The 25259-nt window shown below is 63.4% G+C and carries 20 protein-coding genes and 1 tRNA gene; 16 read left to right on the forward strand and 5 right to left on the reverse strand.

Annotated elements, in window-relative coordinates; genetic code table 11:
- Nucleotides 1-53 precede the first annotated feature (53 nt).
- Nucleotides 54-566 carry a hypothetical protein gene (locus BUQ73_RS27175; RefSeq protein WP_152031617.1) on the forward strand — a complete coding sequence of 171 codons (513 nt, stop codon included), beginning with the start codon at nt 54-56 and terminating at the stop codon, nt 564-566.
- A 186-nt stretch (nt 567-752) separates the two neighbouring features.
- On the opposite strand, the gene BUQ73_RS27180 is transcribed toward BUQ73_RS27175, so the two are convergent.
- On the reverse strand, nt 753-2483 hold the full coding sequence (locus BUQ73_RS27180; protein WP_079230391.1) for a dipeptidase: 1731 nt from the start codon (nt 2481-2483) through the stop codon (nt 753-755).
- 157 nt (nt 2484-2640) lie between these two features.
- Nucleotides 2641-2717, reverse strand: a tRNA-Arg gene (locus BUQ73_RS27185).
- 264 nt (nt 2718-2981) lie between these two features.
- Between BUQ73_RS27185 and BUQ73_RS27190 the strand changes: the two genes are divergently transcribed.
- The 8 genes from BUQ73_RS27190 to BUQ73_RS27225 all read left to right on the forward strand — a co-directional run bounded on the left by BUQ73_RS27190 (nt 2982) and on the right by BUQ73_RS27225 (nt 10290).
- Nucleotides 2982-3731, forward strand: a complete 750-nt coding sequence (locus tag BUQ73_RS27190; protein ID WP_079230392.1) for a GntR family transcriptional regulator — start codon at nt 2982-2984, stop codon at nt 3729-3731.
- Nucleotides 3728-5452: a fumarate reductase/succinate dehydrogenase flavoprotein subunit gene (locus tag BUQ73_RS27195; RefSeq protein ID WP_079230393.1), complete on the forward strand. Its 1725-nt coding sequence runs from the start codon at nt 3728-3730 to the stop codon at nt 5450-5452. Before BUQ73_RS27190 ends, BUQ73_RS27195 begins: the two co-directional genes overlap by 4 nt.
- A 159-nt stretch (nt 5453-5611) precedes the next feature.
- Nucleotides 5612-5857 carry a 4Fe-4S dicluster domain-containing protein gene (locus BUQ73_RS27200; protein WP_079230394.1) on the forward strand — a complete coding sequence of 82 codons (246 nt, stop codon included), beginning with the start codon at nt 5612-5614 and terminating at the stop codon, nt 5855-5857.
- Nucleotides 5858-5979: 122 nt separating this feature from the next.
- Nucleotides 5980-7386 carry an ABC transporter substrate-binding protein gene (locus tag BUQ73_RS27205; RefSeq protein WP_079230395.1) on the forward strand — a complete coding sequence of 469 codons (1407 nt, stop codon included), beginning with the start codon at nt 5980-5982 and terminating at the stop codon, nt 7384-7386.
- A 15-nt stretch (nt 7387-7401) separates the two neighbouring features.
- Nucleotides 7402-8184 (forward strand): ABC transporter permease, encoded by a 783-nt coding sequence (locus tag BUQ73_RS27210; protein WP_027916934.1) that lies wholly within the window; start codon nt 7402-7404, stop codon nt 8182-8184.
- A complete protein-coding gene (locus tag BUQ73_RS27215; protein WP_079230396.1) occupies nt 8184-9035 on the forward strand; it encodes an ABC transporter ATP-binding protein in 852 nt (283 codons plus the stop codon). The genes BUQ73_RS27210 and BUQ73_RS27215 overlap by 1 nt, the downstream gene beginning before the upstream one ends.
- Nucleotides 9032-9997: a HEAT repeat domain-containing protein gene (locus BUQ73_RS27220; protein WP_079230397.1), complete on the forward strand. Its 966-nt coding sequence runs from the start codon at nt 9032-9034 to the stop codon at nt 9995-9997. The genes BUQ73_RS27215 and BUQ73_RS27220 overlap by 4 nt, the downstream gene beginning before the upstream one ends.
- Complete coding sequence (locus BUQ73_RS27225) at nt 9997-10290, forward strand: DUF971 domain-containing protein (protein ID WP_079230398.1); 294 nt, start codon at nt 9997-9999, stop codon at nt 10288-10290. The genes BUQ73_RS27220 and BUQ73_RS27225 overlap by 1 nt, the downstream gene beginning before the upstream one ends.
- Before the next feature lie 75 nt (nt 10291-10365).
- Here BUQ73_RS27225 and BUQ73_RS27230 read toward each other — a convergent pair whose 3' ends face one another.
- A complete protein-coding gene (locus tag BUQ73_RS27230; protein WP_079230399.1) occupies nt 10366-11229 on the reverse strand; it encodes an ABC transporter ATP-binding protein in 864 nt (287 codons plus the stop codon).
- On the reverse strand, nt 11226-12800 hold the full coding sequence (locus tag BUQ73_RS27235) for an ABC transporter permease (RefSeq protein WP_237772733.1): 1575 nt from the start codon (nt 12798-12800) through the stop codon (nt 11226-11228). The genes BUQ73_RS27230 and BUQ73_RS27235 overlap by 4 nt, the downstream gene beginning before the upstream one ends.
- Nucleotides 12801-13097: 297 nt before the next feature.
- Here BUQ73_RS27235 and BUQ73_RS27240 point away from each other — a divergent pair, with 297 nt between their 5' ends.
- The gene (locus BUQ73_RS27240; protein ID WP_079230400.1) at nt 13098-14135 is read left to right on the forward strand and encodes an ABC transporter substrate-binding protein; all 1038 of its coding nucleotides are present in this window, start codon (nt 13098-13100) and stop codon (nt 14133-14135) included.
- A 36-nt stretch (nt 14136-14171) separates the two neighbouring features.
- Nucleotides 14172-15077 (forward strand): TauD/TfdA dioxygenase family protein, encoded by a 906-nt coding sequence (locus tag BUQ73_RS27245; RefSeq protein ID WP_079230401.1) that lies wholly within the window; start codon nt 14172-14174, stop codon nt 15075-15077.
- Nucleotides 15078-15206: 129 nt separating this feature from the next.
- Here the strand turns inward: BUQ73_RS27245 and BUQ73_RS27250 are convergent, their stop codons facing one another.
- Nucleotides 15207-16121 carry a LysR family transcriptional regulator gene (locus tag BUQ73_RS27250; protein WP_079230402.1) on the reverse strand — a complete coding sequence of 305 codons (915 nt, stop codon included), beginning with the start codon at nt 16119-16121 and terminating at the stop codon, nt 15207-15209.
- A 193-nt stretch (nt 16122-16314) separates the two neighbouring features.
- Between BUQ73_RS27250 and BUQ73_RS27255 the strand changes: the two genes are divergently transcribed.
- The 5 genes from BUQ73_RS27255 (at nt 16315) to BUQ73_RS27275 (ending at nt 25170) form a co-directional block, all read left to right on the forward strand.
- A complete protein-coding gene (locus BUQ73_RS27255) occupies nt 16315-18651 on the forward strand; it encodes a TonB-dependent receptor (protein ID WP_079230403.1) in 2337 nt (778 codons plus the stop codon).
- Nucleotides 18652-18668: 17 nt separating this feature from the next.
- Nucleotides 18669-20345, forward strand: coding sequence for an aryl-sulfate sulfotransferase (locus tag BUQ73_RS27260; protein ID WP_079230404.1), 1677 nt, complete (start codon nt 18669-18671; stop codon nt 20343-20345).
- A gap of 480 nt (nt 20346-20825) precedes the next feature.
- Entirely contained in the window at nt 20826-22268 is a 1443-nt protein-coding gene (gabD, locus tag BUQ73_RS27265; protein WP_060486139.1) for an NADP-dependent succinate-semialdehyde dehydrogenase, read from the forward strand.
- Between the two features lie 182 nt (nt 22269-22450).
- Nucleotides 22451-23728, forward strand: coding sequence for a 4-aminobutyrate--2-oxoglutarate transaminase (gene gabT, locus BUQ73_RS27270; RefSeq protein WP_027917645.1), 1278 nt, complete (start codon nt 22451-22453; stop codon nt 23726-23728).
- Between the two features lie 137 nt (nt 23729-23865).
- Nucleotides 23866-25170 carry a response regulator gene (locus BUQ73_RS27275; protein WP_079230405.1) on the forward strand — a complete coding sequence of 435 codons (1305 nt, stop codon included), beginning with the start codon at nt 23866-23868 and terminating at the stop codon, nt 25168-25170.
- Nucleotides 25171-25259 lie beyond the last annotated feature (89 nt).

Genomic DNA, 25259 nt, shown 5'->3' on the forward strand with positions numbered 1-25259 from the left:
CGGGCGTTGGTCTTTCCGGGGTGGAAAATGCTCGCCATGGAAAACAAGAAGTCATGGAGAACTCACCATCACCCAAGCGAAGCGCATTGCAAGATGCCTTCATTGCCTTGGTTGTAATTGCGCTGGCCCGTCGTCGCTCCTCTGACCCTAGGGTAAATGACGAAGGTATGCCTTCGTTCTCATACTTGCTCACGCCTAAGCAATTTGATCGTGTCAGGAAGATCTGCAGGGAGAGGGGTTGGGATGTACCCAATCAGAGAGGCATTCTCATTGATCTGGAAGCGGTCGCTCATCCTTTGGATGCGCGGATGACCAAGGATGGGTGCACGGCTGCGCAGGTCATGGAAATTCTGCTCGCGGCCTATTCGCCGCAAAGCCAGGTTGGCTTGAACAAACCGAAGCATGCACAAGCGATTGTCTTCAACACGCGACAGAAAGTCCGCATTGGCAAGGCCAGCTTTTATGCGGTCGCCGTGGTCAAGGTACGAGTTGAGGGAGGTAGAAAGTACTTGGCCCCGGTTACTGCATATCATGCAACCGAGGCCAAGATCAGGAATATAAGCTGACTACGCGGAAGGACGGCTTTGGAGGCGAATCTCCCACACTCAAGTGGAACGATCCATTTTTGCCTGCAATCTCCCTTCATATGACCCCAGTGTTCTGAGGCCTTCGCAGCACCGCCGACAAATTTTCTGCTGTCGTCGTAGTCAGGGCCAATGGTAGTTGGATGCTTGCACCGCTGCAAGCATTGCTCAGAGCTTCGGCATCTGTCCGATCCGCGCCACCATCTCGCTCACGATCTGCAGGTCGAGCATGAACTGTTCCACGGTCTTGAACTCGTTGTCGTTGTGCCCGGTGTACTTCACATCCGGCATGGCCAGGCCGAACTGTACGCCGTTGGGCAGGTCATGCACCGAGGTGGCGCCGGCCGAGGTGCCGAAGTCGTGCTTCATGCCCAGGTTCTCGCTGGCCACATCGAGCAGGGCCTTGACCCATTCGCCTTCAGGGTTGCGGAACATCGGCTCGTCGAGGCTGTAGTCGAAGGCCACCGAGGTGTGGCTCTGGCGTGTCCATTTGCCCAACTTGTCGGCCAGTTGGTCCTTGAGGGTGGCCAGCGGCTTGCCTTTTGGAATGCGCAGGTTCACGGCCAGCTTCAGGCCCTTATTATCCACGCCGACAAAGGTCAGCGAGGTGGTCAGCGGGCCCATGAACCTGTCTTCGAAGCCGATGCCGAGTTTCTTGCCCAGGTAGTCCAGGCCCCAGTTGTCGGCGGCGTAGCGGGCGGCATCGGTGAAGTGGTTGTGCTTGAGCGGCACCTTCTGGCCCAGGCCATTGAGGAAGTCGAGCATGCGCGCAACCGGGTTCACGCCGGACTCTGGCTCCGAGGAGTGGGCAGAGACGCCGGTCACGGTGAGTAGCACGTTCTTGCCATCGGCCTTGGCGTCGATGCTGAAGTCGCCGCCATTGCGCTTCACATAATCGGCACCCGCACTGTTCAGGCGTTTTGCCAGCTCTTCCGGGTTGTCGCCAACCAAGGTCGCCACCGACGTGGTAGGAATCTGGTTGGTCGCCAGGCCGCCAGTCAGGTTGACGATTTCCGCACCCTGGCCCGTGGCCGGGCGCTTGCTGAAACTGGCCATGACCGTGCCGTAGCCTTTCTCGGCAATCACCACGGGGTAGCCGCCATCCAGCGCCAGGTTGTAGTCGGGGGTGGGGTTGCGCTCGAAGTAGTAAGGGATGGCGTCGCCGCTGGTTTCTTCGGTGGTGTCGATCAGCAGCTTGAACTGCCGGGCCAGTGGCAGGTTCTCGTCCTTGGCGACTTTCAGTGCATACAGCGCGACGATGATGCCGTTCTTGTCATCCTCCGTGCCGCGGCCGTACATGCGGTCGCCGACCAGGGTTACCTTGAACGGGTCAAGGCGGGTGCCGTCGGCCAGCTTCCAGTTGTCCGGGTTGACCGGCACCACGTCGGCATGGGCGTGAATACCGACCACTTCCTTGCCTTCGCCGAGCGAGATCTCGTAGACGCGGTTGTCGACGTTGCGGAAGGCCAGGCCGAAGCTCTCTGCCAGGCCCTTGATCTTGTCGGCGATCTTCAGGAACTCGGGGTTTTCGTGCTGGGGTACGCCGTCGACGCTGAAGGTGGGAATGGCCACCAGTTCGCGCAGGTTTTCCGTGGCAGCCTTGGCGTATTTGATGCGGGTGTAGAGGCCGAGCAGGCGGTTGATTTCGTTCTGTTGCTCGGCTGCCAGCGGCTTGCCGGCCAGGTAGGCGTCGAGGGTGGCAGCGAGGTTGTCGGCCTTGGCCAGGTCGCTACCTTTCAGTTTGCCGAGGAATTGCTTGAAATCTGCCGGGTTGCTGCCGTCGAAGGCTTTGACGATGGCGGCGGACTGTTGCTGGGAGAGGTTGGCTTGGGCCGGTTGGGCGAACAGGCCGATGCTGGCCAGCAGCAGGGCGGTGGAGGTGAGCTTTTTCAGGTGCATGGGCACGCATTCCTTCGCGAATCATTGTTATGGGGTACCCGTCGGGAACGGGAAGGGGCCCACGCTAACACCAATGACCCACGGCACGGGAGTGCCAGAAACGCGACATGTCGCACAAATGAAAAAGCCCCGGGAATGATCCCAGGGCTTTCGAAGATGGCGCACTCGGCGGGATTCGAACCCACGACCCCTGCCTTCGGAGGGCAGTACTCTATCCAGCTGAGCTACGAGTGCAACGCGAACGCATGATACCCATCTGATTCGGCGGCGTCCATCGCCTTGATCTATGGCAGTTTTTCCTGATTGGCCCCTCGCGGCTAAAGCCGCTCCCACAGGTTCTGCGCTGTCTGCAGGAGCGGCTTTAGCCGCGAGGGGCTGGTACAGGCAAGCCAAATCCATCTATCCATATGCGATATCAGTATTTCCTTGTAGGTTCTTATGCCCTCTATGCTCTAGTCACAACTTGTTATAACAAGTCATCGATCAGCGAAGAGACCCATGGCCGAACTGCTCCCCCTGTCCCCGGTACCGCTTTACACCCAGCTCAAGGAACTGCTGCGCGAGCGCATCCTCGACGGTACTTATCCACCCCATAGCCGCATGCCCTCGGAAAGCGAGCTGGGCAAGGCTTTCGATGTCAGCCGCATTACCGTGCGCCAGGCGCTGGGCGACCTGCAAAAGGAAGGGCTGATTTTCAAGATCCACGGCAAAGGCACCTTCGTCGCCAAACCCAAGGCGTTCCAGAACGTCAGCACCCTGCAGGGCCTTGGCGAGTCGATGACGCAGATGGGTTACGAAGTGATCAACCGCCTGCGCAGCTTCCGCCACGTGCCGGCCAATGCCCTGGTGGCGGCGCGGCTGCAGGTCGCGGAGGGCAGCCTGGTCACCGAGATCCGCCGGGTGCGGCTGATCAACCGCGAGCCGGTGTCGCTGGAGCTGACCTGGCTGCCCAAGGCCGTCGGCGAGAAGCTGGAAAAGGCCGACCTGGTCACCCGCGACATCTTCCTGCTGCTGGAAAACGACTGTGGCATCGCCCTGGGTCACGCCGACCTGGCCATCGACGCGGTGCTGGCTGACAGCGACCTGACCCAGGCGCTGGAGGTGGAGGAGGGCTCGCCGATCATGCGCATCGAGCGCCTGACCCACACCGCCGACGGTGCACCGCTGGACTTCGAACACCTCTATTACCGCGGCGATGCCTTCCAGTACCGCCTGCGCATCGACCGCCAGAAGGGGAGCAAGGCATGAGCATCGAGACCCAGGATTACGACATCATCGTCATCGGCGGCGGCACCGCCGGGCCGATGGCGGCGATCAAGGCCAAGGAGCACGACAAGGGACTGCGTGTACTGCTGCTGGACAAGGCCAACGTCAAGCGCAGCGGTGCCATCAGCATGGGCATGGACGGCCTGAACAACGCCATCATCCCCGGCCATGCCACGCCCGAGCAGTACACCAAGGAAATCACCGTGGCCAACGACGGCATCGCCAACCAGGCCGCCGTGCATGCCTATGCCACCCACAGTTTCGAAACCATCGAGCAGCTCGACCGCTGGGGAGTCAAGTTCGAGAAAGACGAGACCGGCGACTACGCGGTGAAGAAGGTCCACCACATGGGCGCCTACGTGCTGCCCATGCCCGAGGGCCACGACATCAAGAAGGTGCTCTATCGCCAGCTCAAGCGCGCCCGGGTCGAGATCAGCAACCGCATGGTCTGCACCCGTGTGCTGCTCGATGCCGAAGGCGCCGCTGCCGGTGTACTGGGCTTCGATTGCCGCACTGGCGAGTTTCGCGTGGTCCGGGCCAAGGCGGTGATCCTCGCCTGCGGTGCCGCCGGGCGCCTGGGCCTGCCGTCGTCGGGCTACCTGATGGGCACCTACGAAAACCCGACCAATGCCGGCGATGGCTATGCCATGGCCTACCACGCCGGCGCCGAGCTGGCCAACCTCGAGTGCTTCCAGATCAACCCGCTAATCAAGGACTACAACGGCCCGGCCTGCGCCTACGTTACAGGCCCGCTGGGCGGCTACACCGCCAACAGCAAGGGCGAGCGCTTCATCGAGTGCGACTACTGGAGCGGGCAGATGATGTGGGAGTTCCACCAGGAGCTCGAAGGCGGCAACGGCCCGGTGTTCCTCAAGCTCGACCACCTGGCCGAGGAAACCATCCAGAACATCGAAGAGATCCTGCACAGCAACGAGCGCCCCAGCCGTGGCCAGTTCCATGCCGGCCGTGGCACCGACTACCGCCAGCACATGGTCGAGATGCATATCTCCGAGATCGGCTTCTGCTCGGGGCATTCGGCCTCGGGGGTGTGGGTCAACGAGAAGGCCGAGACCAGCGTCAAGGGCCTGTATGCCGCCGGTGACATGGCTGCAGTGCCGCACAACTACATGCTCGGCGCCTTCACTTACGGCTGGTTTGCCGGTGTGAATGCCGCGCAGTACGTGGCCGGGCGGGAGCTGGCCGAAGTTGATGCCGGGCAGGTCGAGCGCGAACGCGCGCGGGTGTTCGCCCCACTGCAGCGCGAGCATGGCCTGCCGCCGGCGCAGGTCGAATACAAGTTGCGCCGCATGGTGAACGATTACCTGCAGCCGCCGAAGGTGACCAAGAAGATGGAAATCGGCCTGGCGCGCTTTGCCGAGATCGAGCGTGATCTGGAACAGATGAAAGCCAGCAACCCGCATGAGCTGATGCGTGCCATGGAGGTCTCGGTGATCCGCGACTGTGCCGAAATGGCGGCGCGGGCCTCGTTGTTCCGTGAAGAGAGCCGCTGGGGCCTGTACCACCACCGGGTCGACTTCCCCGAGCGCAACGATGGCGAATGGTTTTGCCACTGCCACCTGAAAAAAGGCGAAAACGGTGAAATGACCAGTTTCAAGAAAGCCGTCGAGCCGTACCTGATCGCATTGGATGCCGAAGAGCAGACTGCCTATGACCGGTTGAGAGTCAAAGCCAATGCCGCCTGAGCGACACCTCACCTTGTGGGAGCGGGATCACCCGCGAACACCGGCGAAGCCGGTGCCATCCACCGTGTTGGATTCTTCGCGGGTAAACCCGCTCCCACGGGGAAATGTGCAAGCCTCTAGATGAAAGGGTGCCCATGAAGGCCCCAAGGACCCCGTGAAATGGCCTACCAGCCCCAGGAAATCTTCTTTCGCAGCAGCGCTCCGGTAACCGTCGATGAAGACAAGTGCATCGCCGAAAAAGGCTGCACCGTCTGTGTCGAGGTCTGCCCCATGGACCTGCTGGCGATCAACCCGGCCACACAAAAGGCTTACATGGCCTTCGACGAGTGCTGGTACTGCATGCCCTGCGAAAAAGACTGCCCCACCGGTGCGGTCAAGGTCGACATCCCGTACCTGCTGCGCTGACTCATCCCCGCCATCCGGCGAACCACCGGACGCGCCTTCCTGCAATGCCCCTCGTTTCCCACCCCCCAAGCCGGGCGGCGGAGACGATTCCAGAACTCAAAACGATTCGAGGGGAAACACCCATGCGCCTTGTAGCAACCGTGGCCGGCCTCGCGCTGGCGCTTACCGGCCTGAATGCCAGCGCCGAAACCATCCGCATCGCCATCGGCACCCAGGACACCACCATCAATTGCGCCACCGGCGGCCTGCTGATCCGTGAACTGGGCCTGCTCGACAAGTACCTGCCGCACGATGGCAAGTACAAGGATGCCCATTACCAGGTGGAGTGGAAAAACTTTACCAGCGGCGCGCCGCTGACCAACGAGATGGTCGCTGGCAAGCTCGACTTCGGCGCCATGGCCGATTTCCCCGGCTCGTTCAATGGCGTTGCGCACCTGGATGCCGGCAAGCGCAGCCTGTTCATCAGTGTGCTCTCGGGCAGTGTGCATGGCAGCGGCAACGGCATCGTCGTACCGGCGGCATCCAAGGTGCAGTCGCTGGCTGAGCTCAAGGGCAAGACCATTTCCGTGCCGTTCGCCTCCACCGCCCACGGTATGCTGTTGCGCGCCGTCGCGGCCCAGGGCTGGGACCCGCAAAAGGACCTGCGGATCATCGCCCAGGCCCCGGAAATCGCCGGTTCCGCCTTGCGCAGCAACCGCATCGAGGCCCATGCCGACTTCGTGCCGTTCGCCGAGTTGTTCCCCAACCGCGGTTTTGCTCGCAAGATCTACGACGGTGCCCAGGCCAATGCGCCGACCTTCCACGGCGCCTTGGTCGATGCCGCTTATGCGAAGAAGTACCCGGAGGTGGTCACCGCCTACCTGCGCGCCAGCCTCGAAGCTGACCGCCTGATCGCGGCCGAGCCGGAGAAGTACAGCGAGCTGATCGAGAAGGTCACTGGCATCGAGGCCGAGGTCAATTACCTGTTCCACGGCCCGCTCGGCCTGCAGACTCGCGACCTGACCTGGAAGCCCGAATACCGCCAGGCGGTGGCCACGTCCATTGATACGCTGAAGTTGCTGAAGAAGACCGATCGTGGCCTCGACACCGACCAGTTCATCGACGACCAGTACATCCGCGCCGCCTTCAAGCAGGCCGGCCTGGACTACGACAAGGCGCTGAAAAACTACGACCCATTGCCGCTCAAGGCCAACGACGCGCTCACTGGCAAGCCGATCACTGACTTCAGCCGCCTGGCGCAGATCTGGGTGCGCGGTGAAGACAAGGTACGCCACTACGCCTCGCCGGAAGCCGCCCTTGGCGCCCTGGCCCAGCTGGAGCAGGAAGGCAAGGACATCCGCGCCATCTATGCCCAGGCTGCCGACAGTGGCATCAAGCTGCTGGCCAACCAAGCCTGGTTTGTGCGCAACGCCAAGGGTGAGCTGGCCGCTTTCCTGCTCAAGGACCAGGCCGAGCAGTACGCCAAGGCCCATGGTGGTGAAGCGCTGGACTTCGTCAGTGCCAACCAGAAGCTGGTTGCCCAGCGCTGACCGGGAGGTACCGACATGTCCCGCGACCTCAAGCGCTGGCCTGTGCGCCTGGTTTCGCTGCTGGCCTGCCTGCTGTTCTGGCAGGTTGCGGCCAGCGTCAAGCTGGACCTTGGCCTGCTGACCTTCACCTACGTTCCCACGCCGCAGGCGGTGCTGGAGGCGGCCTGGCAGTTGCTGACCAGCAATGCCCTGCTGGCGCACCTGGGCAGCAGCCTGTCGCGGGTGTTTGCCGGATATGCCGCTGCGGCACTGCTGGGTGTGGCCCTGGGCTTGCTGATCGGGCGCTCGAAATGGGCCGAGGACACCTTGCTGCCACCACTCGAAGTACTGCGGCCAATACCTGCGGTGGCGTGGATCCCGCTGGCGATCCTGATGTTCCCGTCGTCGGAGCTGTCGATGGTGTTCATCACCTTCACTGGTGCGCTGTTCCCGATCCTGCTCAATACCGTGCATGGCGCGGAGGCCGTCGACCCACGCCTGGTGGCTTCGGCGCGCAGCCTCGGTGCCGGGCGCTGGGCGATCCTGCGCGAAGTGATTTTGCCCGGCGCGCTGCCGAGCATCGTCACCGGCCTTGCCATCGGCATGGGCACTTCGTGGTTCTGCCTGGTTACCGCCGAAATGATCGCCGGGCAGTTCGGCATCGGTTACTACACCTGGGAGTCGTACACCTTGCAGAACTACCCGGACATCATCGTCGGCATGCTGCTGATCGGCGTGCTGGGCATGGGCAGCAGCGCACTGGTCAAGCGCCTCGGCGCATTCGCCACACCCTGGTACCGCACGCGGAGGGCCAGCTGATGAGCAGTTATCAACAGGTACCCGGGCGCATCGATGGGCACGGCCTGTCGATTCGACTGGGGCAGGGCCGCGAAGCCTTCGAGGCGGTGCAGGGCCTGGATTTTGCCGTGGAGCCGGGGGAGTTCGTCTGCATCCTCGGGCCGTCCGGCTGTGGCAAGTCGACCTTGCTCGGCGCCCTGGCCGGGCACCTGGTGCCAAGCAGCGGCCAGTTGAGCGTGGATGGCCAGGCCATCGCCGGGCCGTCGCCGCAGCGCGGCATGGTGTTCCAGCACCACACCTTGCTGCCATGGCGCAGCGTGCTCGACAACGTCGCCTTCGGCCTGAAGATGCAAGGCCTGGGCAAGGCCGAACGCCGCCAGCAGGCACGCGAAATGCTGCAGCTGGTGGGCCTGGCCGACTTCGCCGAGCGCTGGCCCAGTCAATTGTCCGGTGGCATGCAGCAGCGCGCCGAAATTGCCCGGGTGCTGATCAACCGCCCGCGCCTGCTGTTGATGGACGAGCCTTTCGGTGCCCTGGATGCGCAAACCCGTTCGCGTATGCAAGAGCTGCTGCTGGATATCTGGGCGCGCATCCACACCACCGTGGTGTTCGTCACCCATGACATCGACGAAGCCTTGTTCCTGGCCGACCGCATTCTGGTAATGAGCCCGCGTCCCGGTCGCTTTATCGAGGACCTGCGCCTGGACTTTGCGCGCCCACGTCGCGCCAGCCTGCTGACCAGCCCTGAATTCACCCACCTGAAACGCCATTGCCTGGCCTTGCTGCGCCATGAAGAGGGCCGCGAACTGCCGCGCCTGACGCCGCTCGGCCTGCCAGCCACCGACCATCCGCCGCTAAGGATCGCGCTATGACTGCACGAAACACCGACAACCGCGAAATTCTCCAATTGCTGCCACGCCTGGAAGCCGACGACGCGGGCGTGCGACGCATTGCCTTGATCGAACTGGCCGACCTTGAAGACCCCGATGCCTTGCCCTGGCTGACCGATGCTGTGCTGGTCGACAGCGCCGATGAGGTGCGCGCCGAAGCCGCACGGTTGCTGGAGGCCTGGGAGGAACCTGAAGTGGTTCAGGCATTGTGCGCCGCGCTGGCCGATGCTGCCGAAGCGGTCCGCCTGGCGGCGGCGCAGAGCCTCAGCGAGCTCAAGAGCCCGGAGGCCGGGCAGCTGATTCTGCCGTGGGTCGGCCATGCCGAGGCTTTCGTGCGCGCCAGTGCCTTGCGTGCCCTGCGGGAGCTGCGCCTGGAGGACGCCGCGCAACCGGCACTGCAGGCGCTTCGGGATGAGGACGCCGCAGTGCGCCGGGAGGCCGTGGGCATTCTTGGCTGGCTCAAGCACGAGCCAGCGCTGCCGGCCTTGGCCTTGCTGGCCGAGCGCGAGCCGGACACTGATGTCCGCCGCGCCGCCATCGGCGCCCTGGGGCTGGCCCGGGATAGCCAAGTGTTGCCGGCGCTGGTCAGCGCCTTGAGCGACCCGGCCTGGCAGGTGCGCGAGGAAGCCGCCACGACCTTGGGCAAGGTAGGCCACGCACAGGCCGGCCCGGCCCTGGTGGCTGCGCTGGGCGATGGCTTCTGGCAGGTGCGCCTGCGTGCAGCGCGTTCATTGGGCCGGTTGCGCCATGCCGAAGCGTTGGAAGCATTGGCTGAGTTGCTCGGTCACGGTATCGCCAACCTGCGCAAGGAAGCCGCGTTGGCGCTGGGCGAACTCGGCCAGGCTCGGGCTTTGCCTGCGTTGCAGGCGGCGCAAGCGGATAGTGACCCAGAAGTGCGCAAGGCAGTACGCATCGCCCTGACGCAGTTGCGTGGGGCTGCCTGATGGAGGCGCCGAGCGCGATTCGCAACCAGCGTGGGCCTGGCTTGCTGGCCCTGCAATGGGCCGATGCCGAGGCGATCATCAGCCATGCCCGCCTGCGCGGCGCCTGCCCCTGCTCGCAATGCCGGGCGGCGGGCTTGCAGGGGCGGCTGTCAGTGGTCAGGGACGATGTGCGCGTCGAGCGGGTGGTGGCGCAGGGGTACGGCGTGCAGTTGGTGTTCAGCGATGGGCATGAGCGGGGCATCTATCCCTGGGCCTACCTGCGCACGCTTGGCGAGCCAGCACCGGCCTTGTAGGAGCGGCTTCAGCCGCGAAGCAGGCGGCGCGGTAGATGGCACCGGCTTTGCCGGTGTTCGCGGCTCAAGCCGCTCCTACAGGGCGATCAACTCGGGCCTCAGGCCCTCTACCCGGCGCGCCGGTGGTGGCAGGTAACCGCCATCACCGGTGATCTGATGCAGGACCTTTTCGCGCAGCCCATGCAACGCCACACCCGTGCGCAGGCGTGGATGCGGCAGGTCGACTTCCACTACCGACTTGATTCGTCCGGGGCGCGGCTCCAGCACCACTACGCGGTCGGCGAGGTAGGTGGCTTCTTCGGCATCATGGGTCACCAGCAAGGTGGTGATACCGGCGCGCTCGCGGATGGCCAGCAGTTCGTCCTGGAGTTGCTGGCGGGTCAGCGCATCGAGTGCGCCGAAGGGCTCGTCGAGCAACAGGATGCGCGGGCTTGCCACCAGGCCACGGGCAATCGCCACGCGCTGGGCCATGCCGCCAGAGAGCTGGTGCGGGTAAGCCGACTCGAAACCGACCAGGCCCACCAGTTGCACGAACTCGTGCACACGCCGGGCGCGTTCGCCCTGGGTCAACTGTTCATTGACCAGGCCCAGGCCGATGTTCTGCTCTACCGTCAGCCAGGGGAACAAGCGGTGCTCCTGAAAGACGATGCCGCGCTCGCCGCCGATGCCACTGACCGCCTGGCCATCGACGCGGATACTGCCGCTGTAGTCGGTGTCCAGCCCGACCAGCAGGCGCAGCAGGGTCGACTTGCCGCAGCCCGAGGCGCCGACAATGGCGATGAACTCGCCTTCGTTGATGGCCAGGTTGAAATTGCGGATGGCCTCGAAGGGCTGGCCATCGACGCTGAAGACTTTGCCGACGCCTTCGAAGCTGACCAGCGGCGGCGTGGTGTCGGCCTGATTGGCCGCGAGCAGGTGTGAAGCATTGAAGGCGTTCATGCGGTTCTCCAGCGCGTGGCGCGTGATTCGAGGCGTTGACCGAGGGTGCCGAGCAAGGCACCGACCAGGCCGATCAGGAGCATGGCGGCCATGACCTGGTCCATGCGGAACAGTTGCTGGGCGCCGATCATCAGGCTGGCAATGCCGCCGTCCGAGGGCATGAAGTACTCGGCGCCGATGGTGCCGAGCCAGGCGTATATCAGCGACAGGCGCAGGCCGGCAAAGATGGCCGGTGCGGCCCCCGGCAACACCAGCAGACGCAGGCGTTGCCACAGGTTCAGGCGTAGTGTGCGGGCCGCTTCGCCCAGTTGTGGCGACAGGCTGGCGATACCCCGCTGGGTGGCGATCAGCAGCGGGAAGAAGGCAGCCAGGCCGACGAACACGTTCTTGGCCCCTTCGCCCAGGCCGAACCAGGCGGTGAGCAAGGGGACCCAGGCGAATAGCGCCACTTGGCGCAGGGCCGACAGGCTTGGCCCGAAAAGGCGTTCGGCATTGTGGGAAAGCCCCAACAGCAGCCCGCTCAGCAAGCCGGCGCTGCCACCCAGGAGCAGGCCGGTCAGGGTGCGCTGCAGACTCAGCAGCATGGCCTCTGGCAGCGAGCCATCGGCCAGGCCGCTGAACAGGGTGCGCAGTACGTCCAGTGGTGAAGTGAGGATGTTCGGGTCGATCCAGCCGAAGCTGTTGCTCGCCTGCCACAGAGCAAGCAGAGCTGCCGGTAACAGCAGGCTTTGCCAGCCCCGTGGAATGGGCCCGCGCTGTTGTTCGCCAGTGGCCGGTTGCGGCCAGTGCAGCAGGCGCTTTTCCATGGCCGAGAAGCCACGTTCCAGCAGCGCGCCGACCAGGCCGATCACCAGGATGCACAGCAGCACCAGGTCGAGCATGAACAACTGCCGGCCCCAGACCATCAGGTAGCCGATGCCTTCGCTGGAGGCAAGCAACTCAACGGCCAGCAACGAGGTCCAGCCAGTCGCCAGGGCCAGTCGCACACCGGTCAGAAAGGCGGGCAGGGCGGCGGGCAGCAGCAGGCGCAGGAACAGCAGGTGGCGTGGCAGGCGCAAGGCAGCGGCGGCTTCGCGCAGCTTGGGCTGGGCATCGCGCACGCCGACCAGGGTATGCAAGGTGACCGGTACCACCACAGCCTTCACCAGCACCACCAGCTTGAGCAGCTCGCCGATGCCGAAGAACAGCATGAACAGCGGGATCCAGGCCAGGGTGGGGATTTGCGCCAGGGCCACGAAGGTTGGCAGCACCAAGGTCTGCGCATGGCGTGAGGTGCCCAGCCAGGTGCCGAGCAGCAAACCGCTGCCGATGCCCGCCAGCAGCCCCCAGAACAGCCGTTGCAGGCTTATCCATAAGTGCCCCCAGAGCTCGCCGGAGCCGAACTCCAGCGCGCTCTGCCACACCAGCGAAGGTGCTGGCAGGATCTGCTCGCTCATCCAGTGCTGCCGGCTCGCCACCACCCATAGAACGGCAAGCGTCACCGGCACCAGGTAGGAGCGGCCTTGTGTCGCGAAAGGGCCGCGCAGCGGCCCCAACTGCCACCACGATCTCCTGCTAAGAACTCCATTCATCGGCCATCTCTCGAAGCGTTCCAATGTTATTCACTTAAGGAATTAAAAATTAACGAAAGTGACTTTCAAGAGATAAGAGCATGCAAACCATGCATGCGTAACCCCTGCACCATTGCGTTTTGCTCATATTTTCCATGCGTTTCTCGCAAGCCGCCCCGCGCCCCGCATGAATCCTCATTTATGACTTTCAGTTACTAAAAAATGAAGTTTTGATCTTTGTAGGTTCTAACCAGACCTGCCTAGCTTCTGGCCAAAGCGCCGGCCATCGCCGGTGGCAGCCTGCCAAGGAGCCTTGCCATGAAAACCCCACTGCGCCACTTGATTACCGCTCTCGGTCTGGCCTTCACCCTGAGCGCTCACGCTACCGAGCCGGCCAAACCCGAGAGCATCCGCATCGCCGTGCCCGACCTCAGCGCTGGCAGCAAGCACAGTGCTGGCGGCGTGGTCGATGTGCTGCGTGACCAGCAACTGCTGGAGAAGGAGTTCGCCAAAGACGGCATCCGTATCGACTGGCACTTCTTCAAGGGCGCAGGTCCTGTGGTCAACGAAGCCTTGGCCAACGGCCAGGCCGACTTCGCCTACCTGGGCGACCTGGCGGCGATCGTCGGCAAGGCCAACGGCCTCGACACCCGCGTGTTGTCTGCCGGCGTGCGTGGGGTGAAGAGTTATCTGGGCGTGGTGCCGGGCTCCGGCATCAAGACCCTGCACGACCTCAAGGGCAAGCGTGTGGCGGTATTCCGCGGTACCGCCAACCAGTTGTCGTTCGCCAGCGCGTTGGCCAGCCAAGGGTTGTCCGAGCGCGACCTGAAAGTGATCAACCTGGACTTCAACGCTGCCAACGCTGCCCTGGCCGCCAAGCAGATCGACGCCACCTGGGGCTTGTCCAACCTGCTGTCGCTGCGTGAGCGCGGGCTGGTTGAGCTGCCGGTCAACTCCCGCGACCTGGAAGGTGCCGGCAGCACCCAGGCGGTATTGCTTGGCACGGGCGATTTCATCCGCAAATACCCCGAGCTGGTGCAGCGCCTGGTCAATGCCCAGGAGCAGGCCGCCAGCTGGCTGCGCGACGAGCACAACCGCGATGCTTTCGTCGACCTGGTGGCAAGCAACGCCAACTGGCCACGCAGCATCCTCAGCGATGACCTGGCCAAGGAAGACCTTGCCCATTACTTCGACCCACGGCTGGACGCCGGCTTCGTCGCCCAACTGCAGCAGGGCGTCGACCTGGCCGCCCGCGAGCGCTTGATCCGCCGTGGCTTCCAGGTTTCCGAGTGGATCGAACCACGCTTCCTCGATGCCGCGCTGCAACACCAACAGGCCGTGCAGGCCGCCCGCTGAACCCTCAAACCGACCATGACCGCAAGGACCACGACCATGAGCAATGCCGCACTGGCCTCCGCGCCACACGCCCTCGAACTCGACATCCACCCGGTTGCCGGCCGCATCGGCGCCGAGATCCGTGGGGTGAAGCTTTCAGCCGACCTGGATGCCGCCACCCTCGACGCCATCCAGGCCGCCCTGGTGAAACACAAGGTGATCTTCTTCCGTGGCCAGACCCACCTGGACGACCAGAGCCAGGAAGGCTTTGCCAAGCTGCTAGGCGAGCCGGTCGCTCACCCCACCGTGCCGGTGGTGGACGGTACCAGCTACCTGCTGCAGCTGGACGGCGCCGAAGGCCAGCGGGCCAACTCCTGGCATACCGACGTGACCTTCGTCGATGCCTACCCCAAGGCCTCGATCCTGCGCAGCGTGGTGGCGCCGGCTTCCGGCGGCGATACCGTGTGGGCCAATACCGCTGCGGCCTATCAGGAACTGCCCGAGCCGCTGCGTGAGCTGGCCGACAAGCTGTGGGCAGTGCACAGCAATGAATATGACTATGCGAGCCTCAAGCCCGATGTCGACCCGGCCAAGCTTGAGCGTTATCGCAAGGTGTTTACCTCGACCGTCTACGAGACCGAGCACCCGGTGGTGCGGGTGCACCCGATCAGTGGTGAACGGGCGCTGCAGCTGGGGCATTTCGTGAAGCGCATCAAGGGCTATTCGCTGGCCGACTCGCAGCACTTGTTCGCGGTGTTGCAGGGGCATGTGACACGGCTGGAGAACACCGTGCGCTGGCGCTGGGAGGCCGGGGATGTGGCGATCTGGGATAACCGTGCGACGCAGCATTATGCAGTGGATGATTACGGGACCCAGCCACGGTTGGTGCGCCGGGTGACCTTGGCCGGTGAAGTGCCGGTTGGAGTGGATGGGCAATTGAGCCGGACTACGCGTAAAGGCTGAAATTGCTGGGGCCGCTTTGCGGCCCTTTCAGACCGGTCCGGCGCCCCGGCAAGGCCGCTCCTACAAGAGATTCGCATATTCCTGTAGGAGCGGCCTTGTGTCGCGAAACGGGGGCGAAGCCCCCGCCAGCTACACCTCGGTATCGCAGGCAATCAGCTGCCGGACCAACCCCTGAGCCAACGGCGACAAGCCATATCCCACCCGGCTCACCACGCCATAGCGGGTATAGAACGCCTCCTCCTGTTCTGGTGCCAGGTCCACCAGTTCCAGCGCCACCAACCCCCGATCCATCTGGTAAGGCCGCAAGTTGGCATTGCAGGCGATGCCAATGGTGTCCGAATGCATCACCACATTCAGCAGCGCATATCCATGCTCGCACTCCACCGTCGGCAGAAAGTCCTGGCGCCCGCTGAGGTCGCTAAGGATCTTGCGGATGTTCGGCGGCCGGAATGTGGTTGCCAGCGGGTAATCGAATACGTCCCGCGCCCGCACTTCAGCCTGCTCGGTCAGCGGGTGCCCGGCACGGCAGCAGAAGTGCCAGCGCTGCGGTGCCAGCTTGTGCACCCGGTAGTCCGGGTCGGACTCGAACTGGCGAGTGTCGGCAACGAAGAACTCGATCTCCTCGGCGATCAGCTTGCGGTTCAGCGCCTGCCAGTTATCCACCTGGAAGCAGGTGCGCGCCGCCGGGTATTCGGCAACGAAGCGCGCCACCGCCCGCGGCACCAGCCCGCCAGCGGGCGCCGGGCCTGAGCCGAAGCGCACCACGCCGGTGGTGGCGCCATTGAACTGTTGGATCTCATTCACCAGGTTATGCGCGCCATGCACCAAGCGCCGCGAGTGCTCCAGCACCAGCAGGCCCTGGCGGGTGGGTGAAAGTTCCTTGCTGGCACGGTCGACCAGGCGGCAGCCGATGTTGTGCTCCAGGGTCTGGATGCTGCGGCTGAAGGCAGATTGCGACAGGTTCACCGCCGCGGCTGCGGCGACAAAACTGCGGTGCTCGACAAGGGCAATGTAGTGGCGCAACTGACGCAGATCGATATGCATTTTCTACATTAAAACCTTCGGTCAAATGCAATTGCTGACAAGGGCGAGTCCCCTTATAAAGGGTGTTACTTATTCCACAAAATATGAATTACAAATATTTATATCTCTTAAAAGAATATAAGCCCAACTGACCGCGATTCGGTTCCGCCAACGGAAATGCTCGCCCAGGGCCCATGCCTCAAGGAGCATTTGCATGTCTGGACTTTCCCGTTGGCCTGCGCGCGCGTCGCGTTTTACCTTGCAACCCTTGGCCGCCGGCGTGTTGCTGGCGGCTTCCAACGGCAGCTTCGCCGAAGAACCCGTCAGCGTTACTCCGGCTGTGGAACAGGAAGCCAAGCTCGGCACGGTCACGGTCAATGCCCGACGCCGCGAAGAAACTGCGCAGAGCGTGCCCACGCCTATCAGCGTGCTCAACAGCGAAACCCTGGAAACCCAGCGCATCTACCGTGTGCAGGATCTGCAACAGTTGGTGCCCAGCACCAACGTCGCCTACGTGCATGCGCGCCAGTCGAGCATTTCGATTCGTGGCCTGGGCAACAACCCGGCCAGTGATGGCCTGGAAGGCAGCGTCGGCATCTACCTGGACAACGTCTACCTCGGCCGCCCGGGCATGGCAGTGTTCGACCTGCTCGATGTCGAGCAACTGGAAGTGCTGCGCGGCCCGCAGGGCACGCTGTTCGGCAAGAACACCACGGCGGGCGTGCTGAACATCACCACGCGCAAACCGACTTTTCATACCGAAGGCAGCGTCCAGCAATCGATTGGCGAGGACGGCTACCTGCAGACCCAGGGCAGTTACTCCGGGCCGATCACCGAGACGCTGGCTGGGCGTATCAGCGCCTATCACACCGAAGACGATGGCTATGTTAAGAACATCCACAACGGCGACGAGCTCAACGGCGGCAAGCGCCAGGGCTTTCGTACCCAGTTGCTGTTCAAGCCGAGCGAAACCTTCAACCTGCGCTGGATCGGCGAATACAACGAAGAGGACTCCAACAACGGCATCCTCAGCCTGTACAGCACCGGGCCGACCATCAACGGCGTCAACCGCTACGAAAGCCTGGCCGCCCAGGCTGGCGCCACGCTTGTGTCGGGCAAGGACCGCAAGGTCAACTTCGATGCCGACCAACAGGTAACGGTGTTCCAGGGCGGCACCTCGGTGGAGGCCAACTGGACCTTGCCCAACGACTTCACCCTGACCTCGATCAGCGCCTATCGCTGGTGGGACTTCACCCCGCGCAACGACGACGGCCTCAATGTGCCGGTGTTCTACAGCGCCGGGGTGTCGGTGCGCGACAAGCAGTACTCGCAGGAAATCCGCCTGGCTTCGCCTACCGGTGGCGCCTTCGACTACGTGCTGGGCGCGTACTACTTCAAGCAGGACCTGGACAACAAATCCTTCACTTATTACGGCCCGCAGGCCGATATCTGGAACATCACCCCGGCCGGCGCACTGAACAACGTCAACACCATTGGCGACGGCCATATCGATACCGACAGCTACGCGCTATTCGCGCAGGGTACCTGGCACGCCACCGACCGCCTGGACTTCACCGCCGGCATCCGCGGCACCTATGAAGAGAAGAGCGCCTGGGTGACCCGCGATGCGCCAACCGGTGGTGCGGCAGTCACCGGTGCTGCCGCTGCTGCGCGCCAGGGCAGGGTGGGGGCCTACGACTCGGGTGACCTCAACCAGTACAGCTTCAGCCCCTCCGGCCTGCTTGGCCTGAGCTATCGCTTCAATGAACAACTGCTGGGTTACGCGACCCTGACCCACGGCGAAAAGTCCGGTGGCGTCAACCTCACCGTAGGTGCTGCGCCACGCCTGGGCACGGACTCGTTGCTGGTCGGCACCGAGCGGGTCAACAACGCCGAGGTGGGCCTCAAGAGCACGTTGTTTGACAACCGCCTGCAACTCAACACCAACCTGTTCTGGGCCGAGGTGCATGGCTACCAGGCCAACGTCTACGACCAGATCAACCGCGTGCAGTACCTGGCCAACGCCGGCAGCGTGCGTTCGCGTGGCCTGGAGTTCGAGGCCACGGCGCTGCCGATCAGCGGCCTGACGCTGAACTTCAACGGCTCGTGGAACGATGTGCGCTACCTGAAGTACGACGACGCACCGTGCCCACCGGAAGTCAGCCTGGCCAATGCCACCGCCACCTGCGACCTGTCCGGCCACCAGGTGGTCGGCGCCTCCAAGTACATCGCCAACCTCAACGGCGAATACAAGTGGCAAGCCAGCCAGCACGTCGAGCCCTACGTCACTGCCAGCTACGCGTTCCGCTCCAGAGCGGTGGGCACCATCGACGATTCCGACTTCGGCCAGATCCCCAGCTACGCGCTGGTCAACCTCTCCGCCGGTGTGCGCCTGGACCAGGGCGACGGCGTGGTCGACCTGTCGCTGTGGGTGAAGAACGCCGGTGACAAGACCTATTTCACCAGCCTGTGGAACTCCGCCAACGGTGGTTATGCCGGTGTGCTCGGTACCCCGCGCACCTTCGGCGCCACCGCCCGTTACGACTTCTGAGCACAAGGAGCTTTGCCATGAATGCCAAGACCGAAACCCCCGCACTGCCTGAAGGCGCCTGCCTCACCGCCAAAGTCCCCGATCGCGCCGAGGCGCTGCTTGGCGATGTGGTGGTCAACCCCTACCGCCTGGCGCCGCTGACCGCGATCATCCGCGACGGCGGGCGCAGCCTGAGCGCCGCCCATGTGCGGGTGCGCGGCAAGGGCGAGCGCGGCGTGGACATCGCCTACGAGGTGTCCGAACGCTCGCTGTGGACCTACGGCGGCATCCCGGTATTCGGCCTGTACCCGGACCACGTCAACCAGGTGGAAGTGACCTACAAGCTCGACGGCGAGCGCATCCGCGAGCAGTACCAGATCTACGCCCCGGCCGTGCGCCTGCCGGTGGTGGCGAAACAGACTGCCGCACTGCCGGAGGTGGAGCCGGTCAAGGTGGCACCAGGCTTCGAGCAGCGCCTGTACCTGTTCAACCATTTGCAAGGTGACATCCCCGGCGGCCGTGCCTTCAAATGGAACGGCCTGGGCGGCGCCGCCGAATGGGACCAGGTGGGCAACAACTGGATTGCCGACAGTAACGGCGACGTGCGCTGGTACCTGGACATCGAGCAGATCCACGACTCCAACCGTCGCGACGGCCTGGGTGGGACCATGGGCTTCCAGCAGACCCGCGACGGCAAGCTGATCTGGGGGCAGGGCCAGACCTACTCCAAGTTCGACCTGTTGGGCCGGCGCATCTGGCAGCGCAACCTGCCGGACAAGTTCGCCGACTTCTCCCATGAGATCCGCGAAACGACCAACGGTACCTACCTGCTGCGGGTCGGTACCAGCGATTACCGTCGCCCCGATGGCAAGCGGGTGCGCTCGATCCGTGACCACATCATCGAAGTCGACGAAACCGGCGACGTGCTGGACTTCTGGGACCTGAACCAGATTCTCGACCCCTACCGCGGCGACTTGCTGGAAACCTTGGGCAAGGCGGCGATCCAGCTGCCCGAAGGTGTGCAGAAGCAGGATGATCGGCTGGCCAACGAACTGGCCGAAGGCGACTTGCCGTTCGGCGATACCCCGGGCGTGGGCACCGGGCGTAACTGGGCGCACGTCAATGCCATTGACTACGATGCCGATGACGACAGCATTATCGTTTCAGCGCGTCATCAGGGCGTGGCGAAGATCGGTCGCGACAAGCAGGTGAAGTGGATCCTCGCTTCTCCACAAGGTTGGCCACAGCATCTGCGCGAGAAGGTGCTGACCCCCGTCCAGAGCGAAGGCTTCGACTGGTCGTGGACCCAGCACACGGCCTGGCTCACCGGCAAAGGTACGCTGACGGTGTTCGACAACGGCTGGGGCCGCGACTTTGCCCCGACCAGGCTCAGCGGCAACTACAGCCGGGCGGTCGAGTACAAGATCGATGAAGCCAAGGGCACGGTCGAGCAGGTCTGGGAGTATGGCAAGGAGCGCGGCGACGAGTGGTATAGCCCGGTGACCTCGGTGGTGGCCTACCGGCCAGAGACCGATACCCAGTTCATCTATTCGGCGTCGGTGAATTTCCTCACGCCCGAGAAGCTCACCACCACGGTGCTCAATGAAGTGCGCCGCGGCACTCAAGAGGTGCTGGTGGAACTGAAGGTGCACAGCCGCCAACCGGGCTCCGTTGGCTACCGGGCCTTGGTGATCGACCTGGCCAAGGCATTCTGAGCTTGATGGGCCTGACGTAGATTGTGTGTTGATGCGTAGACCGAGCGCCGCCCGCGCGGCGCATCGCGGATAAATCCGCTCCTACATTTGTTGCAACGTGCCGAACCTGTAACGCCATGGTTGCCAGCCCTGGCGCATGGCTTGAGTCCTACAGACAAGGCTGACAACCATGGCCTCACAGGCATGGCCACGTTGCAACAAATGTAGGAGCGGATTTATCCGCGATGCGCCGCGCGGGCGGCGCTCGGTCTCACAGGCGCTGAAAGATGCTACGCCAGGCCGCCGCCTTTCACATTTCCCTCCCCCGGATCGTCTAACCTCTATCGGCATTTCCAGACGGGGTGTTCAACCATTCGTTCTTTTTTTCGAACAGCCTATTGTCCAACACCCCAGCCGCCGCTTAGCATTCGTTTGAGATTTCAAACGCTCGATGCCCTGCCTTGGGCGCTTTTCAAACAATCAACAATTCGGGAAGCCGACATGCAGCTCAAAGACGCTCAGTTGTTCCGCCAGCAAGCCTTCATCAACGGTGAGTGGCTGGATGCGGACAGCGGCCAGACCATCAATGTGACCAACCCGGCCACTGGTGAAGTCATCGGTACCGTGCCGAAGATGGGCACCGCGGAAACCCGCCGCGCCATCGAAGCTGCCGACAAGGCCCTGCCGGCCTGGCGTGCACTGACCGCCAAGGAGCGTTCGAACAAGCTGCGTCGCTGGTTCGAACTGATGATCGAGAACCAGGACGACCTGGCTCGCCTGATGACCACCGAACAAGGCAAGCCGCTGGCCGAAGCCAAGGGCGAAATCGCCTACGCTGCCTCGTTCATCGAGTGGTTCGCCGAAGAAGCCAAGCGCGTCTACGGTGACACCATCCCGGGCCACCAGCCAGACAAGCGCCTGATCGTCATCAAGCAGCCAATCGGCGTTACCGCGGCCATCACCCCGTGGAACTTCCCTGCCGCGATGATCACCCGTAAAGCCGGCCCGGCCCTGGCCGCTGGCTGCACCATGGTGCTCAAGCCTGCTTCGCAGACCCCGTACTCCGCCCTGGCCCTGGTCGAGCTGGCCACCCGCGCCGGCATCCCGGCTGGCGTGCTGAGCGTCGTTACCGGCAGCGCTGGCGAAGTTGGCGGCGAACTGACCGGCAACTCCCTGGTACGCAAGCTGTCCTTCACCGGCTCGACCGAAATCGGTCGCCAGCTGATGGAAGAATGCGCCAAGGACATCAAGAAGGTTTCCCTGGAGCTGGGTGGCAACGCCCCGTTCATCGTGTTCGACGACGCCGACCTGGACAAGGCGGTCGAGGGCGCGATCATCTCCAAGTACCGTAACAACGGCCAGACCTGCGTCTGCGCCAACCGCATCTACGTGCAGGACGGCGTCTATGACGTGTTCGCCCAGAAGCTGGCCGCTGCTGTTGCCAAGCTGAAGATCGGTAACGGCCTGGAAGAAGGCACCACCACTGGCCCGCTGATCGACGGCAAGGCTGTCGCCAAGGTCCAGGAGCACATCGAAGACGCCGTTGGCAAAGGCGCCAAGGTGCTGTCCGGTGGCAAGCTGATCGAAGGCAACTTCTTCGAGCCGACCATCCTGGTCGACGTACCGAAAACCGCTGCTGTCGCCAAAGAAGAGACCTTCGGCCCGCTGGCGCCGCTGTTCCGCTTCAAAGACGAAGCCGAAGTCATCGCCATGTCCAACGACACCGAGTTCGGCCTGGCCTCGTACTTCTATGCCCGTGACATGAGCCGTGTGTTCCGTGTCGCCGAGGCCCTGGAATACGGCATGGTGGGTATCAACACCGGCCTGATCTCCAACGAAGTCGCGCCATTCGGCGGCATCAAGGCTTCGGGCCTGGGCCGTGAAGGTTCCAAATACGGTATCGAGGACTACCTCGAAATCAAATACCTGTGCATCAGCGTCTGATCGCCGGGTAAACGGTTTTACCTCTGCCAGCGGGGCGCGAGAGCGACGTCTCGCTGGCCTTTTTGACATCGCAGTACCTGGTGGCCAGGGCGTTCATGGCAGTCGATCAACGAATACTGTTCGCGAGCACTCCCAGCCACCCCCGAATAAAAGCGCCGCTGATCGGCGCAAATGAGGGCATTATGAGCAAGACCAACGAATCCTTGATGCAACGTCGTGTAGCCGCCGTCCCACGTGGCGTCGGCCAAATCCACCCGATCTTCGTCGAGTCCGCGAAGAACGCTACGGTGATCGACGTTGAAGGCCGCGAACTGATCGACTTCGCCGGCGGCATCGCAGTACTGAACACTGGCCACCTGCACCCGAAAGTGGTTGCAGCTGTGCAAGAGCAGCTGACCAAAGTCAGCCACACCTGCTTCCAGGTGCTGGCCTACGAACCCTACGTAGAGCTGTGCGAAAAGATCAACAAGCTGGTCCCAGGCGACTTCGACAAGAAGACCCTGCTGGTCACTTCCGGCTCCGAAGCCGTTGAAAACGCCGTCAAGATCGCCCGTGCTGCCACTGGCCGTGCTGGCGTGATCGCCTTCACCGGCGGTTACCACGGCCGTACCATGATGACCCTGGGCCTGACCGGCAAGGTTGTGCCGTACTCCGCTGGCATGGGCCTGATGCCAGGCGGCATCTTCCGCGCCCTGTTCCCGAGCGAACTGCACGGTGTCAGCGTTGACGACGCCATCGCTTCGGTCGAGCGCATCTTCAAGAACGACGCCGAGCCGCGCGACATCGCCGCGATCATCCTCGAGCCAGTACAAGGCGAAGGCGGCTTCCTGCCTGCGCCGAAAGAGCTGATGAAGCGCCTGCGCGAGCTGTGCGACAAGCACGGCATCCTGCTGATCGCCGACGAAGTGCAAACTGGCGCTGGCCGTACCGGCACCTTCTTCGCCATGGAACAGATGGGCGTCGCGCCTGACCTGACCACCTTCGCCAAGTCCATCGCTGGCGGCTTCCCGCTGGCCGGTGTGTGCGGCAAGGCCGAGATCATGGACGCCATCGCTCCGGGCGGCCTGGGCGGTACCTACGCTGGCTCGCCAATCGCCTGCGCCGCAGCTCTGGCCGTTATCCAGGTGTTCGAGGAAGAGAAGCTGCTGGACCGTAGCAAGGCTGTCGGTGAGCACCTGACCACTGGCCTGCGCAAGATCCAGGAAAAGCACCCGATCATCGGCGACGTCCGTGGTCTGGGCTCGATGATCGCTGTGGAAGTCTTCGAAAAAGGCACCCACACCCCGAACGCTGCTGCCGTTGCCCAGGTTGTGGCCAAGGCGCGCGACAAGGGTCTGATCCTGCTGTCCTGCGGCACCTACGGCAACGTCCTGCGTATCCTGGTTCCGCTGACCGCCGAAGACGCGCTGCTGGACAAAGGCCTGGCCATCATCGAAGAGTGCTTCGCTGAACTCGCCTGATGTGATGCGCTTCATAAAAAAACCCGCTTAGGCGGGTTTTTTTTGTGCCCAGAAAAGCCGCATGGCGCTATGGTTGTGGAAGGATTTGCCTTGGAAGCTGCGAAGGACTGTGTGTCAGGGATATTCAGGAGTTGGCCATGAGTGCTGCAGACCCCACCCCACCGTGCGTGCTGATCGCCGAAGGCGACCCTTGGGTACGTGAAATGTTGAGCGAAATGCTGCTCAGCGTGCGTTGCGATGCCCGCTTGCAGGTCTGCGCCGACGGCTCGCAGGCGCTCACGGCGCTGGCCAACAAACCCGACCTGATCATCGCTGCCCGCGAACTGGCAGGTCTGGATGGCCTCGACCTGCTGCGCAAGGTTCGCGCCAAGGGCCCGGGGCTGCCGTTCATTCTCATGAGCGAGCGCAGCGATAGCGCCAGCGTGCGCGAAGCGTTGCCGCTGCACCCTACGGCTTACCTGAGCAAACCACTGAACCTGGACAAGCTGCGCAAAAGCCTTGAAGAGCTGTTGCTGGCCGTGGGCGAGCAGATCGCCTGCCCGGTGCCGCCGCTGCAGCCTGGCGCCAGCCTGCCGGCCTACCTCGAACAACGCCGCGCCACCGCCGATGGTGGGCCGCTGTTCGCCGATGTGCAGGTGGCGATCAAGCGTGCGCTCAACCCTCAGGGCCTGGACCTCAAGGTGCTCGAAGAGGAAGTGCGTGACGACCCGCAGATCACCGCTGTGCTCATCGCCGCTGCCAACAGTGCCAGCCTGCACCGTGACGCTCCTGTGCAGACGCTGATGCAGGCGCTGAACAAGCTCGGCAGCACCCAGAGCATGAACCTGATTCTGGGCCTCACCCTCAAGCGCAGTGCGCGCCTGAGCGACCCGCTGCTGACGCAACATGCCACCCATTACTGGAACCTTTCGCTGCACACCGCCGAGTACGCCCGCTCGCTGGCGCGGATGCTCGAGCTGGACCAGGAGCGCTGTTACTGCGCAGGTCTGCTGCATTGCCTGGGCGATCTGGCGGTGTTGCGTAGCCTGCAGGAGTGGCGCCTGGCCGGTGGTGAGCTGGACGAGGACCGGGTGCAGCTGTCGCTCAACGAATTCGGCGCGGCATTCGGCTCGGCGTTGCGCACCCGCTGGCGCCTGCCGCTGAGCCTGCGCGAGCTGATCGCGGCGATCTATCAGCTGGGTGGCGGGGTGTATTCACGGGAGATCCTGGCCTTGAACCTGGCCGGGCAATTGGCGCGCCTGCCGGCCGATCAGGGGTTGGAGAAGCTGGCCAGCAACAAGACGGCACGCTTGCTGAAGGTTGGGCTGCCGGAACTGAGCCGGTTGCGCAAGGTGGAGAATCCTGAAGTGAAGCCGCAGGAAACTCAGACGCCAGCTGATCCATTGAACGCCAAGCCTGAGGCCTTGGTTGACGGAGGGGAGCCTGAAAACGCCGAGCCCTGAAATGACAAAACCCAGCCAATGCTGGGTTTTGCAAGTCCCTCAAGGGGGATAAAACGCTAAGTGCCTCTATGGGCTACGGGACAACAGTA

This window comes from Pseudomonas putida, from assembly GCF_002025705.1.
GTDB classification, from domain to species: Bacteria; Pseudomonadota; Gammaproteobacteria; order Pseudomonadales; family Pseudomonadaceae; genus Aquipseudomonas; species Aquipseudomonas putida_J.

Bases quoted from the DNA above. Each gene is read 5' to 3' on its own strand.
- BUQ73_RS27175 (WP_152031617.1), top strand. From the start codon at position 54: ATGGAGAACTCACCATCACCCAAGCGAAGCGCATTGCAAGATGCCTTC.
- BUQ73_RS27220 (WP_079230397.1), top strand. From the start codon at position 9,032: ATGACTGCACGAAACACCGACAACCGCGAAATTCTCCAATTGCTGCCA.
- BUQ73_RS27250 (WP_079230402.1), bottom strand. From the start codon at position 16,121: ATGCATATCGATCTGCGTCAGTTGCGCCACTACATTGCCCTTGTCGAG.
- BUQ73_RS27190 (WP_079230392.1), top strand. From the start codon at position 2,982: ATGGCCGAACTGCTCCCCCTGTCCCCGGTACCGCTTTACACCCAGCTC.
- BUQ73_RS27225 (WP_079230398.1), top strand. From the start codon at position 9,997: ATGGAGGCGCCGAGCGCGATTCGCAACCAGCGTGGGCCTGGCTTGCTG.
- BUQ73_RS27230 (WP_079230399.1), bottom strand. From the start codon at position 11,229: ATGAACGCCTTCAATGCTTCACACCTGCTCGCGGCCAATCAGGCCGAC.
- BUQ73_RS27255 (WP_079230403.1), top strand. From the start codon at position 16,315: ATGTCTGGACTTTCCCGTTGGCCTGCGCGCGCGTCGCGTTTTACCTTG.
- BUQ73_RS27260 (WP_079230404.1), top strand. From the start codon at position 18,669: ATGAATGCCAAGACCGAAACCCCCGCACTGCCTGAAGGCGCCTGCCTC.
- BUQ73_RS27215 (WP_079230396.1), top strand. From the start codon at position 8,184: ATGAGCAGTTATCAACAGGTACCCGGGCGCATCGATGGGCACGGCCTG.
- BUQ73_RS27200 (WP_079230394.1), top strand. From the start codon at position 5,612: ATGGCCTACCAGCCCCAGGAAATCTTCTTTCGCAGCAGCGCTCCGGTA.
- BUQ73_RS27275 (WP_079230405.1), top strand. From the start codon at position 23,866: ATGAGTGCTGCAGACCCCACCCCACCGTGCGTGCTGATCGCCGAAGGC.
- gabT (WP_027917645.1), top strand. From the start codon at position 22,451: ATGAGCAAGACCAACGAATCCTTGATGCAACGTCGTGTAGCCGCCGTC.
- BUQ73_RS27180 (WP_079230391.1), bottom strand. From the start codon at position 2,483: ATGCACCTGAAAAAGCTCACCTCCACCGCCCTGCTGCTGGCCAGCATC.
- gabD (WP_060486139.1), top strand. From the start codon at position 20,826: ATGCAGCTCAAAGACGCTCAGTTGTTCCGCCAGCAAGCCTTCATCAAC.
- BUQ73_RS27245 (WP_079230401.1), top strand. From the start codon at position 14,172: ATGAGCAATGCCGCACTGGCCTCCGCGCCACACGCCCTCGAACTCGAC.
- BUQ73_RS27205 (WP_079230395.1), top strand. From the start codon at position 5,980: ATGCGCCTTGTAGCAACCGTGGCCGGCCTCGCGCTGGCGCTTACCGGC.
- BUQ73_RS27195 (WP_079230393.1), top strand. From the start codon at position 3,728: ATGAGCATCGAGACCCAGGATTACGACATCATCGTCATCGGCGGCGGC.
- BUQ73_RS27210 (WP_027916934.1), top strand. From the start codon at position 7,402: ATGTCCCGCGACCTCAAGCGCTGGCCTGTGCGCCTGGTTTCGCTGCTG.
- BUQ73_RS27240 (WP_079230400.1), top strand. From the start codon at position 13,098: ATGAAAACCCCACTGCGCCACTTGATTACCGCTCTCGGTCTGGCCTTC.
- BUQ73_RS27235 (WP_237772733.1), bottom strand. From the start codon at position 12,800: ATGAATGGAGTTCTTAGCAGGAGATCGTGGTGGCAGTTGGGGCCGCTG.